Below are 15,143 nucleotides of genomic sequence, written 5' to 3'. Positions count from 1 at the left end.
CAATCTGGGCAAAAGTGTCAGTCAGACATGCAGAACCAGTGCCTCCTGCGCAGCGTTCGTGGGCTTTGCCCCCCAGAAACCAAAATCCAGCGCAGGCTGCTCTCCACTCATCAAGGCAGCCATGGCTTTGCCAGAGCCGTCCAGCCCAGCGTGCCGTGGCCAGCGTTCACCCAGATGCCTTCCGCCTGCGTAGCACCAATGCAGGGGATGTTAGTGGGCGTGGCGGGACGCAGGCCGCACCACAACTGCGGATCGCCCCCTTCTTCGGGCAGACGTGTGTCGCAGACACCAGGCATCAGCTCTTCTACCCGCTTGAGCAGCATCTCGCAGCGCGCACGCGCCGTAGGCGTGTCCAGTCGCATGTCAAAGCCGCCCAGCTCGATGGTGCCGGCCACGCGCAGCTGATTGCCCAGCCGGCTCATGGCGACCTTGCGGCTGTCGTCTATGGTGGAAACAACAGGCGCTTTTTCGGGCTGCAGCAGCGCCAGTGTGGCGCTATAGCCCTTGCCGGGGTAGATGGGCACCTTTACGCCCAGCGGGTTGAGCAGCTGCGGTGTGTAAGCGCCGCAGGCCACCACCACCGCATCGGCGCTCAGGGTGCGCTCTGCCTGCGTGTCATTGGTGCGAATCTGCACCCCGACCGGCTGGCCTTTGCGCGCGGCCTGCAGGCCCAGAATCTGCTGGCCGTAGAGGAATTCAACACCTGCTTTCTCGCACATATTGGCCAGCTTTTCGGTGAAGACGCGGGCGTCGCCCGACTCATCGGTTTCGGTAAACGTGCCGCCCGCAATCTGCGCGGCATACGGGGTGAAGGCGGGCTCGATTTTGAGCAGTTCATTGCGGCTGACCAGTCGGCGCTGCACGCCGTATTGGCGCATCAGCTCCACGCCTGCAGCAGCCTCATCAAACGCCTGCTGACTGCTATAAAAATGGGCAATGCCGCGCTCCAGCCGTTCAAAGGTGATGCCGGTTTTTCTGACCATGTCTTTGAGCGCCACATGGCTGTACGCCCCCAGCGCCACAATCTGCTGCACATTGCGCGCAAACGCCTTGTCATTGCACTGGGCAAGAAATTGCAGACACCAGCGCCATTGCGCGGGGTCCAGCTGCGGCCTGAACAGCAGCGGCGCTTCTTTGTCAAACATCCATTTCAGTGCCTTCCACGGTGCCTGCCGATTGGCCCATGGCTCGCAGTAGCTGACCGAGATCTGGCCCCCATTGGCATAGCTGGTCTCCAGCGCCGGCCCGCTTTGACGGTCGACCACAGTGACTTGATGACCGCGCTCGCGCAGATGCCAGGCGGTACTGATGCCGATGATGCCGGCGCCAAGGACGATGATGTTCATGAGGCCAGTGTCTGCACTCTTGCGGGCGATCAAAAGCACCATTAAATTTTCAGCAGTTTCATCAGTTTGACTAATGGAGTTGCTGCATGACCTCCTGGGACCCCGCTGCGCTGGAATGTCTGGCGGCCATCGTCGAAGAAGGTGGCTTTGAGCGTGCCGCGCAAAAGCTGCACATAACCCAGTCCGCGGTGTCCCAGCGCCTGCGCGCGCTGGAGTCGCAAGTGGGCTCGGTACTGGTAGAGCGCACACGCCCCGTCAAGCCCACCAGCGCGGGGCGGCTGCTGCTCAAACATGCCAAGCAGCTTCGCTTGCTGCGCGCCGATCTGGCGCATGAGCTGCAGGAGCTGGCACCGCAGACCGGGCAGAGTCTGGCGGGCGAGATTGTCTCCATCGCCATCAATGCCGACAGCATTGCCACCTGGGCCATGACGGCGCTGGATGAACTGGTGCGCAGCGGCCTGCCGCTGGAGGTGGTGGTGGACGATCAGGACTTCACACAAGAGCTGCTGCGATCAGGCCAGGTCATGGGCTGCGTGACCACGCTCAGTCAAGCCCTGCGCGGCTGCACGATGCAGCCACTGGGGGCTATGCGCTATGTGGCCGTAGCATCGACGGACTTCGCCAATGAGAAGCTGCCGCAGGGGCTGACGCGCAAAAACTTCAACCAGCAGCCCTATCTCTCCTTCAACCGCAAAGACGATATGCAGGCCGAGTTTGTAGCGCGATGCCTGGGCCTGCGCAACGTGTCGCTGCAGCATCAGATCTTGCTGCCCAGCTGCGAGGCGCAGGTGCGCGCCGTGCGTGCCGGCTGGGGTGTGGCGGTGCTGCCAGAGCTGCTGGTACAGCCCGCGTTGCAGGCCGGTGATCTGGTCAATGCCGCCCCCGGCCACGCACTGGCCATTGCGCTGTACTGGCATTGCTGGAATCTGGAGTCGCGCGTGCTGGCGCGTGTCAGCCAGGCGCTGCTGCACAAGGCGCAGCAGTTGCTTCAAGTGGCGTAAAACCCCTCTGAATCGCGCAAGAAAAAAGGCCGTGCTTTGCAGCGCGGCCTTGGAAGAATTGATTCAAACGAAGGTGCTTTGGTTTTTGTAGCTGTGAGCGCTCGAAGATCCTTGATTCAAAGCTGATTTCTGCCTGAGATACACGTAAATCAGGCGCTAGCAGCTATGAGTTTTAGCGAATCAGCAGTACAGGGATGGTGCAGCCAGCCAGCACTTGCGAGCTGACCGAGCCCATGACCAGACGACCCAGAGCGCCGTGGCCGTGCGTGCCCATGGCGATGAGGTCGAACTTTCCGTCCTGCGCTGCATGGATGATGGTGTCAGCAATCGGGCCCACCTTGCTGATGGTTTGCGCCTGCACGCCATGTGCCTTCAGGAATTCCTGCACGGGCTGCAAAATTTTGGTGGATTCTTCGTCGTAATACTCATCAACCACCTCCTTACCCAGCGCAGCGCGAGCGCGGGCGGGCAGCAGCGGCTGCACAGTAATGACCGTGTACTCCTGGCCTGCACCCAGCATCTCCTGATGCGAAGTCAGATAGGCCAGCATTTTCTGGGTGTAGGTACTTCCGTCCACAGCGAGCAAGATCTTCATACCAATTTCTCCTTATTGATGCCCCAAGACTAAAGGCTTGCGGTCGCCCTCATCTTGACTTGGCTCAAGTCAATTGTCGATGCCGGTAAAAAGCCATCCTGCTCGCCCTTGCGGGCATAACCGAGCGGGTTGGCGACGACCCGGCACTGCCAGTCGCTGCCGTCACTGCGCTTCCCCTTGGCGATGTAATCGCTGGCGCAATGCAGGTGACCATGCAGCCACAGCTGGGCATAGGGCAGATAGTCATCCATCACGTTACAAAAACCGGCCGTCCCGGGTACCAGACCGTAGCGCGGATCGGCGCTGCGCAGGCTGGGCGCAAAGTGCGTCACGGCCACCGTGGGGCCGTCAAAAGTCTGCTGCAGCGCGGCGCGCAACCAGTCCTGGCACAGCAAGCTTTCATCGCGCATGGGAGCGGCCAGAAAGGGCTCGCCCTGACGGGTTCCACCCGTCTTGCGCAGGTAAAAGTTGGCCGCGCGAAACGCCTTCTCGCGCAGTTTGTGCAAGCGGGTGATGTCGGTCACGCCTTCGTTCATGGCCATGGCATCAAAGTCGCTCCACAGCGTGGTGCCGATGAAGCGTACACCGTCCATCACCACGGTTTCACGGTCCAGCCAGATCAGGCCCAGCTTTTCACAGGTACGCTGCAGGCGCTGGCGGGCTTCGTCAAAGTCCTGCATGTCGTATTCGTGATTGCCGGGCACAAACAGCACGGGCGTGGGCCAGCCCGCGTACTGCGGCAGAGGCGAAAAGCGCTCCAGCCCAAAATGCTCACCATCCAGCTGGGAACTGCTCTGGTAGGAACCAATATCGCCGGCCAGCACCAGCACATCAGCGCCCGCAGCCGGTTCGGCCACAAATTGGGGGTGGACTTCAAGGTGCAAGTCTGACAGCAGCTGGATCTTCATATGACTAGTTTAGTAGTCTGTTGAGGTCAGATCGCAGATCGCGCTGCAACTCTCAACAAATCCGAATCAACCGTGCTGGGTCACCTGCGCAGATCCGTTGGCAAAAGTGATTTCGGCCGCACGCGACAGGGTTTTCAGCAGCCAGTCATAGGCCTGCGGGTGCGGGCCGCGGCGGCGCCACAGGGCATCCACATGCACAGCCGTCACATCAAACGGCAGATCGCGCAACACCAACTCATCGCCCATGCCTGTGACTGGCACAAAGTGGCGGGGAAGGATGGTCAACAGGTCTGAATTGGCCACCACACGTGCCGCCGTGAAGAACTGATTGACGGTCAGCACCACTTCACGCGTGCGCCCCAGCGAAGCCAGCGCTTCATCAATAAAGCCAAAAGAGCGACCTGAGAAGCTGACCAGCATGTGGCACGCGGCGCAGTAGTTATCGAGCGTGAGCGGTACATGCTCCAGCGGGTGACCCTTGCGCATCACACACAGGTACTCGCCTTCATACAGGCGGCGGCTGTCAAACGCCACCAGCCCGCCCGCCTGAGCGCGGGCCGTCAGATCGGCCAGCACGGCGGGAAAGTAGCCCACAGCCATGTCGGCCTCTCCAGCGTCCAGCAAAGGTCTTGGGTCGCGTGTGATCAGCGGCAAAAGCCGTATGCCTATGCCAGCCGCTTCGCGCTCAAGAATCGGATACAGCGGCGGTATCAGCGTGGCGGCCGTCGCATCGGCCATCGCAATGACAAAGGTGGTGTTCGCCGTCTCGGGGTTGAACTCATCAGGGGCCAGTGCCCCTTCAAGGTGCTGCAGCGCCTCGCGAATCACCGGCCACAGCGCCTGCGCGCGCGGCGTGGGCTCCACGCCCTGCCCCTGGCGCACCAGCAGCTCGTCCCCCAGCACCTCACGCAGGCGGCGCATGGCGTTGCTGACGGCCGGCTGGGTAATGCTGAGCTTGTGCGCAGCGCGCGTCAGGCTGCGCTCGGACATGACTTCATCAAAGACACGCAGCAGGTTGAGGTCGAGTGATCGAAAGTTCAAGGACATGGTCTGCTTAATTCATCACCACCGTGAATGCTACAGATTCAAAATATAAATTTGAACACATATAGGGTAATCCCTATAGTTACACCTATTCCCCGGGCATGTCGCCAAAAGCGTGGGTCAAAGGGTTAACTGCCATGAGCAATTTCATTTACAACTCCTACTGTGTCGAGCATCCTGGTGTGGTGCGTCTTTATCAAACTGAGGAAGAGCGCCTGGCCGCCGCCGCAGCACCTGCGCGCCGCCGTGTGGAATATCCGCGCCAGCCTCTGCTGAGCTATCTGATTGCAGGCTCCGCTGTTTTGGCCGTGGTGCTCGCCCACTGGCTGGAAACCACCGAGCTGCAAGGCAATATTCCCATGCTGACCGCCTGGATGGTTGTCTGGACCATGGCTTTCGCCAGCGTCGCCCTGTTTTCCACACCCGCCCGTCGTGCCATCCGTGCCGTACGCTCGGCCTATCGTGCCTGGATCAACAGCCGCCAGCAAGCAGCGACCGATGAACGCGTCTGGAACGCCGCTCTGCAAGACGCTCGCCTGATGGCGGATCTGGCCCGCGCCATGGATCGCCAGAGCCGCTAAGCGCTCAGTCACTCTCTCGCAAAAAGCCGCTGCCCACAAGGCAGCGGCTTTTTTCATGCGCGAATGGATTTCAAGTCAAATCTGGATCAAGCTCTTATGGGATAAGCGCAAGCAGCTATCAAAACAAAGATCCCATCGACTAAAAAGCCCTGCAGCCAATGGCTTGCAGGGCTTTGTTTTAAGCCGTTACCGGCTTAAGCGGACAAACGCTCTTCCAGCTTTGCCTTGGTATCCAGCATGGCCTTGGGCAGGTTGTAGGCCAGCTTGTCGAAATGCTCGCCATGCAACTTCATTTCTTCGGCCCAGGCAGCCTTGTCGATATTGGTCACGCTGTCGAACTGGGCTGCGTCAAAGTCCAGACCGGTCCAGTTGATTTCGGCGTACTGAGGAGCAATGCCGAAAGCAGTTGGCTGACCTTCGGCCTGGCCTTCCAGGCGGTCAATCATCCACTTCAGCACGCGCATGTTTTCGCCGTAGCCGGGCCAGACGAACTTGCCGTCGGCGTTCTTGCGGAACCAGTTGGTCGTGAAGATCTTGGGCAGAGCCGCTCCCTGGCCTTCAATCTTGGCACCCAGATCCAGCCAGTGCTGGAAATAGTCGCTCATGTTGTAGCCAGCAAAAGGCAGCATGGCGAAGGGATCGCGACGCACCACGCCTTGCGCGCCAAAGGCGGCAGCGGTGGTTTCAGAGCCCATGGTTGCAGCCATGTACACGCCTTCGGTCCAGTCAAGCGCTTCGGTGACCAGAGGCACGGTGGTCGAGCGGCGGCCACCAAAAATGATGGCGTCGATCTTCACGCCCTTTTGGTCGTCCCAAGCTTCGTCCAGCGCGGGGTTGTTGATGGCAGCCACGGTGAAGCGGGCATTGGGGTGAGCGGCCTTGGCGCCGGTTTCCTTGGCGATCTGGGGCGTCCAGTCCTTGCCTTGCCAGTCGATCAGGTGATCGGGCAGCTTGCCTTGGTCCTTTTCCATGCCTTCCCACCACACATCGCCGTCATCGGTCAGCGCCACGTTGGTGAAGATCACGTTCTTGTCCAAGCTCAACATGCAGTTGGGGTTGGTCAGCATATTGGTGCCGGGAGCCACGCCGAAGTAACCGGCTTCGGGGTTGATGGCACGCAGCGAGCCGTCGGCCTGAGGCTTGATCCAGGCGATGTCGTCGCCAATGGTGGTGACCTTCCAGCCATCGAAGGCCTTGGGCGGTACCAGCATAGAGAAGTTGGTCTTGCCGCAAGCCGAGGGGAAGGCGGCAGCCACGTGGTACTTCTTACCTTCAGGATTCGTCACGCCCAGGATGAGCATGTGCTCGGCCAACCAGCCCTGGTCGCGGCCCATGGTCGAGGCAATACGCAGTGCAAAGCACTTCTTGCCCAGCAGCGCATTGCCGCCGTAGCCAGAACCATAGGACCAGATTTCGCGGGTTTCGGGGTAGTGAACGATGTACTTGGTCTTGCTGCAAGGCCAGGTGGTTTCGTCTTTCTCGCCAGCGGCCAAGGGGGCGCCAATGGTGTGCACGCAGGGCACGAACTCGCCGTCGGTCCCGATCACGTCATACACGGCCTTGCCCATGCGGGTCATGATCTTCATGTTGACGGCCACATAGGGGCTGTCAGACAGCTCGATACCGACATGGGCAATGTCCGAACCCAGCGGGCCCATGGAGAAAGGCACCACGTACATGGTGCGACCGGCCATGCAACCGTCGAACAAGGGGTTCAGCGTGGCACGCATGTCCGCAGGTTCCATCCAGTTGTTGGTGGGACCGGCATCTTCCTTCTTGGCGGAGCAGATGTAGGTGCGGTCTTCCACGCGGGCCACGTCCGAAGGATCGGTCCAGGCCAGGAAAGAGCCGGGGCGCTTGGCCAGGGGCTTGAAGGTACCTGCGTCCACCAGCTGCTGGCACAGAGCGTCGTATTCGGCTTGCGAGCCGTCGCACCAGTGAATCTGGGCGGGCTTGCACAGCAAAGCCATCTCGGCCACCCAGGCGATAAGCTTGGGGTTCTTGACGTATTCAGGAGCCTGAATGTTCAGGCTTTGCACAGCGGCGTTCATGGGGAAGTCCTTCAATTAAAAAACCAGTTTTTCAAAGAAGCAGTCCTGTGGACTGTGGCGACTGCGTCTTTGAAAAAAGGCTTTTGAAGGCGTCTCGCTGACTTTCCTAGCACTTACTGAATGCTTGTCAGTAGCTGAAATCCGTCTGAAATAGTCAAAACTGCCTTGTTTTATAAGACAGCGGGAGATCGATTTTAGGGAGAGGTCATCGATTTGTCATCAACTCACTGGCAATAACTATGCATTTTGAGCATCAAAATATGCGCACATGTATCCATCCATGATCTGTGCAGCCATAAAAAAACCCCGCCATGCGGGGTTCTGTACTGGAAGGTTTGGATGGCTAGGCCATGTTCACGGCGATGAAGGCCAGCAGAAACATCATCACGGCGCCAGCGGCGGGAATGATGATAGGGATATAGGGCACCACGGCTTCCGCCGCATCCAGTGGTTCGTGGTTCACTGCGGAATCATCTGACATGTGATCAATGCTCCTCCTGAAGCTGGCGTTGAAACAAGCAATATCTGCGTCCATTCTAGGCACAGCCCTTGGGGCCATGCTCAGGGAAAGCCATAGCCGCACAAGCGCCGTGGAGGCTGATACGAGCGACTTCGCCCACATTCCGGGGACATCCGCAAGGGCGAACAGCACTGCTTCGATGTCGGCCATGTACAGATAGATGCGCACTGCGATACATAGGAATATGCTGAATCCGTGGATGATTCGATGCCCAGCGCGGGCAGTTCAACGCCAGCTTGCGGCACCGAACTCCATAGCCGAAAGGATGGTCGATATGCTGACTGCATCTTTTTTGTTCTGGCCAGCTGCCCTGCTGCTGCTGATCGCCCTGCTGTCTGTCTCAATCCGGATTTTCCGTGAATACGAGCGCGGCGTGGTCTTTACGCTGGGGCGCTTCTGGAAGGTCAAGGGGCCGGGGCTGATCTTCATCATTCCCGCCGTTCAGCAGGTGGTGCGGGTGGATCTGCGCACCGTGGTGCTGGAGGTTCCGGCGCAGGATGTGATCTCGCGCGACAACGTCTCGGTCAAGGTCAATGCCGTGATTTATCTACGCGTGGTGGATGCCGAAAAAGCGGTCATCCAGGTGGTCAACTATCTGGAGGCCACCAGCCAGTTGGCGCAGACCATGCTGCGCTCCGTGCTGGGCAAGCACCTGCTCGACGAGATGCTGGCGGAGCGCGAATCGCTGAACCAGGACATTCAGCAGGCGCTCGACGCGCAAACCGACACCTGGGGCATCAAGGTCTCCAACGTCGAAATCAAACAGGTCGATCTGACCGAATCCATGATCCGGGCCATTGCGCGCCAGGCCGAGGCTGAGCGCGAACGCCGCGCCAAGGTGATCCATGCCGAGGGCGAGTTGCAGGCCTCGGAAAAACTCTCGCAGGCGGCGAAGGTTCTGGCCCAGGAACCTCAGGCCATTCTGCTGCGCTATCTGGAGACACTGACCGTGATCGGTGCGGACAAGAACACGACCGTGGTGTTCCCCTTGCCCATGGATCTGCTGACGCCACTGCTCAAGAGAGTCGCTCCCCTGCAAGCCTGAATGGCAGCGGCCAGACTCACGTCAGGGCCGCCTCCATGCCTGCGGCCCGCAGCGCCTGCAGCACCTGCTCCACATGGGGCTGGTTACGGGTCTGGAGAACAAATTCAATCTCCACGTTCTGCGCGGCCAGCATGGTAAAGGCACGCTGATGGTGCACCTCTTCGATATTGGCACCCGCACCGGCCACGGTGGCCGTGATCTGGGCCAGCACGCCGGGAATGTCACGGGCGCTAACGCGGATGCGTGCCAGACGGCCAGAGCGCACCATGCCACGCTCGATGATGGCGGCCAGCAGCAGCGGGTCGATATTGCCGCCCGACAGCACTAGTCCAATTTTTTTGCCTTTGAAGCGATCAGGATGACGTAGCAAAGCCGCAAGGCCCGCCGCGCCCGCACCTTCGACCAGCGTTTTTTCAATCTCCAGCAGCATGAGCACGGCCTGCTCGATATCGCCCTCATCCACCAGCAGCAGATCGTCGACACAGCGCTGCACCACCTCCTGGGTGATCACGCCGGGCTGCGTCACGGCAATGCCTTCGGCAATCGTCGATGTACCCATGGGCAGGTCGCTGTGGCGCAGCACGTTAAACATGGAGGGAAAGCGCTGTGTCTGCACGCCCACAATTTCAATCCCGGGCTTGATGGCCTTGGCCGCCGTGGCAATGCCGGCAATCAGTCCGCCGCCGCCAATGGCCACCACCAGCGTGTCCAGATCAGGCTGGGCCTTCAAGATCTCCAGTGCCAGCGTGCCCTGGCCTGCGGCAATGGCCTCATCGTCATAAGGATGGACAAAGGTCAGTTGCTGCGCCTGTGCCAGCTCATAGGCATGGGCGCGGGCCTCGGCCAGCGTGTCGCCATGCAGCACCACCTCGGCGCCAAAACCCCGTGTGCGCTCCACCTTCACGCCCGGCGTAAAGCGCGGCATGACGATGACGGCACGCAAGCCCAGTCGCTGTGCGTGATAGGCCACGCCCTGGGCGTGATTGCCAGCGCTCATCGCGACCACGCCATGGGCGCGCTCGGCATCGGTCAGCATGAGCAGCTTGTTGAGCGCACCGCGCTCTTTGAAGGATGCAGTGAACTGCAGGTTCTCGAACTTGAGATAGACCTGCGCACCCGTAATCTGCGAGAGCGTGCGTGATTCCACGCAAGGGGTTTGAAGGACTGCGCCGTTCAGGCGCTGGGCGGCGGCTTGGATATCTGCATAGGTCAGCATGGTGAAGCCATTGTGCAAGCAGCGCATCACCCATCGCATGTACTGGGTTCAATCATTTTTCCGCCATGCGTCGAACCACTCATTTATTGATAGCTGTTAGCGATTTATTAGCAAGCACTAGGGGCCAAAAACACTTGAAATTCTGTTTGGGGGCGGGGAGATGTACCGCGCTAAGGATTTCCCTTAGAAATCGCAAAACATGCAACATAGTGCCTAAATGCGCGTGCAATTCTGGATTGAATCTGCATAATTGTGCCAACACCGATTCAACAACTGCACTATCTTTCATCTCAGCAGGAGCCGAGCATGCAGCAGCAACCCGTCGTCGATTACCGCACCGAGCCCAGCCAGTACCGGCATTGGTCGTTTGAAGTGGAAGGCAACATGGCCCGGCTCAAGCTGGACATTGCCGAAGACGGCGGCATACGCCCCGGCTACAAGCTCAAGCTCAACAGCTATGACTTGGGCGTGGATGTGGAGCTGCACGACGCGCTCAACCGCATCCGCTTCGAGCAACCGCAGGTGCGCACCGTCATCGTCACCAGCGGCAAAGATCGCATCTTCTGCTCAGGCGCCAACATCTTCATGCTGGGTGTCTCATCCCACGCATGGAAGGTGAACTTCTGCAAGTTCACCAACGAGACGCGCAACGGCATGGAAGACAGCTCCAAGCATGACGGGCTCAAGTTCCTTGCCGCCGTCAACGGCGCCTGCGCCGGGGGCGGTTATGAGCTGGCTCTAGCCTGCGATGACATCGTGCTGATCGACGACCGCTCCTCTTCCGTATCGCTGCCCGAAGTGCCGCTGCTGGGCGTGCTTCCCGGCACTGGCGGGCTGACCCGTGTGACCGACAAGCGCCATGTACGCCATGACCTCGCCGACATCTTCTGCACCAGCGTAGAAGGCGTGCGCGGACAGCGCGCGGTGGACTGGCGACTGGTGGACGCAATCGCCAAGCCCGCGCAGTTTGCAGAAACCGTGAACCAGCGCGCAGCGACTTTGAGTGAACAAAGCTCCCGCCCCGCATCTGGCAAAGGAATACAGCTCACAAAACTGCAGCGACAAGAGTCTGCTGACGCACTGAACTACACCCATGTCAGCGTGCAGATTGACCGCAGCAAGCGCAGCGCTACCCTCACCATCAAAGCACCCCAGGGGGCGCAGCCCAGCAGCATTGAAGCGATTGAAAACGCAGGTGCCACATGGTGGCCGCTGGCCATGGGCCGCGAGCTGGATGACGCCATCCTGCACCTGCGCACCAACGAGCTGGATGTGGGCACCTGGATTCTCAAAACCCAAGGCGATGCCGCCACCGTGCTGGCCACAGACCAGATCCTGATCGCTCACAAAGACCACTGGCTGGTGCAGCAAACGCTGGGCCTGCTGCGCCGCACCTTTGCGCGCCTCGATGTCTCGTCACGCTCGCTGTTTGCACTGATTGAACCCGGCTCCTGCTTTGCCGGCATGCTGGCCGAGCTGGCCTTCTGCGCCGACCGTGCCTATATGCTGGTGCTGCCCGATGATGCAGAGCGTGAACCCGTCATTCAGCTTGACGCATTCAACTTTGGCTTGCTGCCGCTGGTCAATGACCAGAGCCGTTTGCAACGCCGCTTTTACGAAGAATCGGCTCCGCTTGAAGCGGCTCTGGCTGCCGCCGGAAAAGCGCTCAACGGCGATGCGGCACAGCAGCTAGGCCTGGTGACCGCATCGCTGGACGATATCGATTGGGAAGACGAAATTCGCATCGCCATGGAAGAGCGTGCCGCCATGTCACCCGATGCCCTCACCGGCCTTGAAGCCAACCTGCGCTTTGCCAGCCGCGAGAACATGGCCACACGCATTTTTGGCCGCCTTTCCGCATGGCAGAACTGGATCTTCAACCGCCCCAATGCCGTGGGTGAGAAAGGTGCTTTGAAGTTGTACGGAACAGGCCAGAAAGCCGGCTTCGACTTCAATCGCGTTTGATCAGCAAAGCATTCAGGAGACACCCCATGAGCAGCATCGACTACAGCCAGAAGATTCCCAACAACGTGGACCTCAGCAGCGACCGCACCTTGCAACGCGCGCTGGAAAGCTGGCAGCCCAATTTCATCAAATGGTGGGACGATGTGGGCCCCGAAGGATCAACCAATCACGATGTGTATCTACGCACCGCCGTCAGCGTTGATCCACAAGGCTGGGCGCAGTTTGGTCACGTGAAAATGCGCGACTATCGCTGGGGCATTTTTCTCAACCCCGCCGATGAAAATCGCAACGTCCATTTCGGTGATCACAAGGGTGAAAAAGTCTGGCAAGACGTTCCCGGCGAGCACCGTGCCAACCTGCGCCGCATCATCGTCACCCAGGGCGATACCGAGCCTGCATCGGTGGAGCAGCAACGTCATCTGGGCCTGACCGCACCATCGCTGTATGACCTGCGAAACCTGTTCCAGGTCAACGTGGAAGAAGGCCGCCATCTGTGGGCCATGGTCTACCTGCTGCACAAGCATTTTGGCCGTGATGGACGCGAAGAAGCCGAGGCGCTGCTGGAGCGCCAAAGCGGCGACGAAAACAATCCGCGCATTCTGGGTGCCTTCAATGAAAAAACACCGGACTGGCTGGCGTTTTTCATGTTTACTTACTTCACCGATAGAGACGGAAAATTCCAGCTCGCGGCTCTGACGGAAAGCGCCTTTGACCCACTGGCACGTACCACCAAATTCATGCTGACCGAAGAGGCCCATCACATGTTTGTGGGCGAGTCCGGCGTGTCGCGCGTGTTGGCTCGCACCTGCCAGGTGATGAACGAACTCAAGACCGACGATGTGAACAAGCTGCGCAATGCAGGCGTCATTGATCTGCCCACAATTCAGCGCTATTTGAACTTTCACTACAGCGTGACGATTGACCTGTTTGGCGCAGACCAGTCGAGCAATGCCGCAACCTTCTACAGCTCGGGTTTGAAGGGCCGCTATGAAGAAGGAAAACGCGAAGACGACCACAAGCTGCACGACCAGAATTACAAGGTTCTGGAGGTGGTGGACGGCAAGCTGCAGGAGAAAGAAGTCCCCATGCTCAACGCCTTGAACGAGGTGCTGCGCGATGACTACATCAAGGACAGCAATGCGGGTGTGGGCCGCTGGAACAAGGTGATGGAAAAGGCCGGAATCGACTTCCGCCTGACGGTTCCGCACAAAGCCTTTAACCGCCAGATTGGTGCTCTGGCTGGCGTGCGCATCAGCCCTGACGGCCGCCCGGTGAACGAGCAGGAATGGCAGGTCAAAAAAGACGAATGGCTGGCCACCAATGACGACCGAAACTATGTGTCATCGCTGATGAAACAATGCCTGGAACCCGGCAAGTTTGCAGGCTGGATCGCACCGCCCGTCATGGGCATCAATCGCCAGCCGGTGGACTTTGATTACGTCAGGTTTAACTAAGCTCTGGATCGCGCCAGTTTTACGCCATGTCAGGAGAAGAAGATGAGCACCACACTGGTTGAGAACGGCATCCTGAAACAGCACCTGATTGACCCGGAAATCTGCATTCGCTGCAACACCTGCGAGGCGACCTGCCCGGTAGGCGCCATCACGCATGACGACACCAACTACGTCGTCATGGCCGACAAGTGCAATGGCTGCATGGACTGCATTTCGCCCTGCCCCACAGGCTCCATCGACAACTGGCGCTTGGTGCCCGTCAGCAAGCCCTATCGCGTGCAAGAGCAACTGGGTTGGGAGAGCCTTCCCGCCGAGCTTTCAGGCGATGCACTGGCTGCAGCACAAGGTGGCGAGAATGCGGCCGAGGTACATGATTTAAGCCAGGCACAGGCCGTAATTGCCGCAGCGGCTGGCCTTGCCGCCAGCGGTGCAAACAGTGTCGACAGCGATGCATTTCGCGCAGCCAGTTACGGGGCCACCTCACCCCCCTGGTCTGCAGCCCATGCCTACACCAATCTGCACGGACCCAAGGCTCCGGTGACGGCCACCGTGGTCGGCAATCTCAACTGCACAGAAGCGGGTTTTGACAACGAGACGCACCACATCGTGCTGGACTTTGGCGCCATGCCTTTTCCTGTGCTTGAAGGCCAGTCTCTGGGCATTATTCCGCCTGGTGTGGATGCCAGCGGCAAGCCGCATGTGGCACGCCAGTACTCGATTGCCAGTGCGCGCAATGGCGAGCGCCCCGGTTACAACAATCTGGCGCTGACGGTCAAACGCGTGGTTGAAGATCACCAGGGCGTAGCGGTGCGCGGCGTGGCCAGCAACTATCTGTGTGACTTGCAGGTGGGTGACAAGGTGCAGGTCATAGGTCCGTTTGGCAGCAGCTTTCTGATGCCCAATCATCCGCGCTCGCACATCGTGATGATATGCACCGGAACCGGCAGTGCGCCCATGCGGGCCATGACAGAGTGGCGTCGCCGACTGCGCAAGAGCGGCAAGTTTGAAGGCGGAAAATTGCTGCTGTTTTTTGGCGCACGCACGCCGCAGGAATTGCCGTATTTCGGCCCGTTGCAAAGCCTGCCCAAGGACTTCATCGACAGCAATTTCGCCTTCTCACGCATCGCAGGTCAACCCAAGCGCTATGTGCAGGACGCCATGAGCGAACGCACCGCCGACCTGATGGAGCTGCTACGCGATGACAACACGCACATCTATGTCTGCGGCCTCAAAAGCATGGAAGAAGGCGTGGTGCTGGCCCTGCGTGATGTGGCGCAGCAAGCAGGCCTTGGCTGGGAGGAGCTGGGCACAAAACTCAAGCGCGAAGGACGCCTGCACCTCGAAACCTACTGAATGATTTGCTCTTAAAACAGAAGCTGCTTGCGCTCTTCATTCATTGGTTTCAGGCAATAAATAC

The 15,143-nt window shown here is 59.4% G+C and carries 12 protein-coding genes and 1 pseudogene; 6 read left to right on the top strand and 7 right to left on the bottom strand.

Annotated elements, in window-relative coordinates:
- Positions 1–21: 21 nt before the first annotated feature.
- Positions 22–1,388 (bottom strand): annotated as a pseudogene (locus HF327_RS01400) (D-amino acid dehydrogenase).
- A gap of 44 nt (positions 1,389–1,432) precedes the next feature.
- Between HF327_RS01400 and HF327_RS01395 the strand changes: the two are divergent.
- Positions 1,433–2,347, top strand: coding sequence for a LysR family transcriptional regulator ArgP (locus HF327_RS01395; protein WP_169106536.1), 915 nt, complete (start codon positions 1,433–1,435; stop codon positions 2,345–2,347).
- Between the two features lie 172 nt (positions 2,348–2,519).
- Here HF327_RS01395 and HF327_RS01390 read toward each other — a convergent pair whose 3' ends face one another.
- From HF327_RS01390 to HF327_RS01380, 3 genes are all read right to left on the bottom strand, one after another.
- The gene (locus HF327_RS01390; RefSeq protein WP_169106535.1) at positions 2,520–2,942 is read right to left on the bottom strand and encodes a universal stress protein; all 423 of its coding nucleotides are present in this window, start codon (positions 2,940–2,942) and stop codon (positions 2,520–2,522) included.
- Between the two features lie 29 nt (positions 2,943–2,971).
- Complete coding sequence (locus HF327_RS01385) at positions 2,972–3,850, bottom strand: metallophosphoesterase (protein ID WP_169106534.1); 879 nt, start codon at positions 3,848–3,850, stop codon at positions 2,972–2,974.
- A gap of 66 nt (positions 3,851–3,916) precedes the next feature.
- Entirely contained in the window at positions 3,917–4,897 is a 981-nt protein-coding gene (locus tag HF327_RS01380) for a LysR family transcriptional regulator (protein WP_169106533.1), read from the bottom strand.
- A gap of 134 nt (positions 4,898–5,031) precedes the next feature.
- Between HF327_RS01380 and HF327_RS01375 the strand changes: the two genes are divergently transcribed.
- Positions 5,032–5,475 carry a hypothetical protein gene (locus HF327_RS01375; protein WP_169106532.1) on the top strand — a complete coding sequence of 148 codons (444 nt, stop codon included), beginning with the start codon at positions 5,032–5,034 and terminating at the stop codon, positions 5,473–5,475.
- Positions 5,476–5,669: 194 nt separating this feature from the next.
- Here HF327_RS01375 and HF327_RS01370 read toward each other — a convergent pair whose 3' ends face one another.
- Together HF327_RS01370 and HF327_RS01365 are read right to left on the bottom strand one after the other, a co-directional pair.
- Entirely contained in the window at positions 5,670–7,526 is a 1,857-nt protein-coding gene (locus tag HF327_RS01370) for a phosphoenolpyruvate carboxykinase (GTP) (protein ID WP_169106531.1), read from the bottom strand.
- A gap of 343 nt (positions 7,527–7,869) precedes the next feature.
- A complete protein-coding gene (locus tag HF327_RS01365; protein ID WP_169106530.1) occupies positions 7,870–8,007 on the bottom strand; it encodes a hypothetical protein in 138 nt (45 codons plus the stop codon).
- 313 nt (positions 8,008–8,320) lie between these two features.
- On the opposite strand from HF327_RS01365, the gene HF327_RS01360 reads away from it, so the two are divergent.
- Complete coding sequence (locus tag HF327_RS01360) at positions 8,321–9,091, top strand: slipin family protein (protein WP_169106529.1); 771 nt, start codon at positions 8,321–8,323, stop codon at positions 9,089–9,091.
- A 16-nt stretch (positions 9,092–9,107) separates the two neighbouring features.
- On the opposite strand, the gene HF327_RS01355 is transcribed toward HF327_RS01360, so the two are convergent.
- Positions 9,108–10,307, bottom strand: a complete 1,200-nt coding sequence (locus tag HF327_RS01355; protein ID WP_169106675.1) for a threonine ammonia-lyase — start codon at positions 10,305–10,307, stop codon at positions 9,108–9,110.
- A gap of 306 nt (positions 10,308–10,613) precedes the next feature.
- Here HF327_RS01355 and boxC point away from each other — a divergent pair, with 306 nt between their 5' ends.
- Genes boxC through boxA form a run of 3 tightly spaced genes read left to right on the top strand, consistent with a single transcriptional unit; the run spans position 10,614 to position 15,079 of the window.
- Positions 10,614–12,272: a 2,3-epoxybenzoyl-CoA dihydrolase gene (gene boxC, locus HF327_RS01350; RefSeq protein WP_169106528.1), complete on the top strand. Its 1,659-nt coding sequence runs from the start codon at positions 10,614–10,616 to the stop codon at positions 12,270–12,272.
- 26 nt (positions 12,273–12,298) lie between these two features.
- The gene (gene boxB / locus HF327_RS01345; RefSeq protein ID WP_169106527.1) at positions 12,299–13,726 is read left to right on the top strand and encodes a benzoyl-CoA 2,3-epoxidase subunit BoxB; all 1,428 of its coding nucleotides are present in this window, start codon (positions 12,299–12,301) and stop codon (positions 13,724–13,726) included.
- Between the two features lie 42 nt (positions 13,727–13,768).
- Complete coding sequence (gene boxA, locus HF327_RS01340; RefSeq protein WP_169106526.1) at positions 13,769–15,079, top strand: benzoyl-CoA 2,3-epoxidase subunit BoxA; 1,311 nt, start codon at positions 13,769–13,771, stop codon at positions 15,077–15,079.
- Positions 15,080–15,143: the final 64 nt, after the last annotated feature.

The sequence above is a fragment of the Comamonas suwonensis genome (assembly GCF_012844455.2).
GTDB classification, from domain to species: Bacteria; Pseudomonadota; Gammaproteobacteria; order Burkholderiales; family Burkholderiaceae_C; genus Comamonas; species Comamonas suwonensis.
Note: the sequence above shows the minus strand (reverse complement) of the source record. Positions and strands in the feature narration are given on the sequence as shown.

Excerpts from the sequence above, each read along its gene's own strand:
- HF327_RS01355 (WP_169106675.1), bottom strand. The coding sequence starts at position 10,307 with ATGCTGACCTATGCAGATATCCAAGCCGCCGCCCAGCGCCTGAACGGC.
- HF327_RS01360 (WP_169106529.1), top strand. The coding sequence starts at position 8,321 with ATGCTGACTGCATCTTTTTTGTTCTGGCCAGCTGCCCTGCTGCTGCTG.
- boxB (WP_169106527.1), top strand. The coding sequence starts at position 12,299 with ATGAGCAGCATCGACTACAGCCAGAAGATTCCCAACAACGTGGACCTC.
- HF327_RS01390 (WP_169106535.1), bottom strand. The coding sequence starts at position 2,942 with ATGAAGATCTTGCTCGCTGTGGACGGAAGTACCTACACCCAGAAAATG.
- boxA (WP_169106526.1), top strand. The coding sequence starts at position 13,769 with ATGAGCACCACACTGGTTGAGAACGGCATCCTGAAACAGCACCTGATT.
- HF327_RS01395 (WP_169106536.1), top strand. The coding sequence starts at position 1,433 with ATGACCTCCTGGGACCCCGCTGCGCTGGAATGTCTGGCGGCCATCGTC.
- HF327_RS01380 (WP_169106533.1), bottom strand. The coding sequence starts at position 4,897 with ATGTCCTTGAACTTTCGATCACTCGACCTCAACCTGCTGCGTGTCTTT.
- HF327_RS01365 (WP_169106530.1), bottom strand. The coding sequence starts at position 8,007 with ATGTCAGATGATTCCGCAGTGAACCACGAACCACTGGATGCGGCGGAA.
- HF327_RS01370 (WP_169106531.1), bottom strand. The coding sequence starts at position 7,526 with ATGAACGCCGCTGTGCAAAGCCTGAACATTCAGGCTCCTGAATACGTC.
- boxC (WP_169106528.1), top strand. The coding sequence starts at position 10,614 with ATGCAGCAGCAACCCGTCGTCGATTACCGCACCGAGCCCAGCCAGTAC.
- HF327_RS01385 (WP_169106534.1), bottom strand. The coding sequence starts at position 3,850 with ATGAAGATCCAGCTGCTGTCAGACTTGCACCTTGAAGTCCACCCCCAA.
- HF327_RS01375 (WP_169106532.1), top strand. The coding sequence starts at position 5,032 with ATGAGCAATTTCATTTACAACTCCTACTGTGTCGAGCATCCTGGTGTG.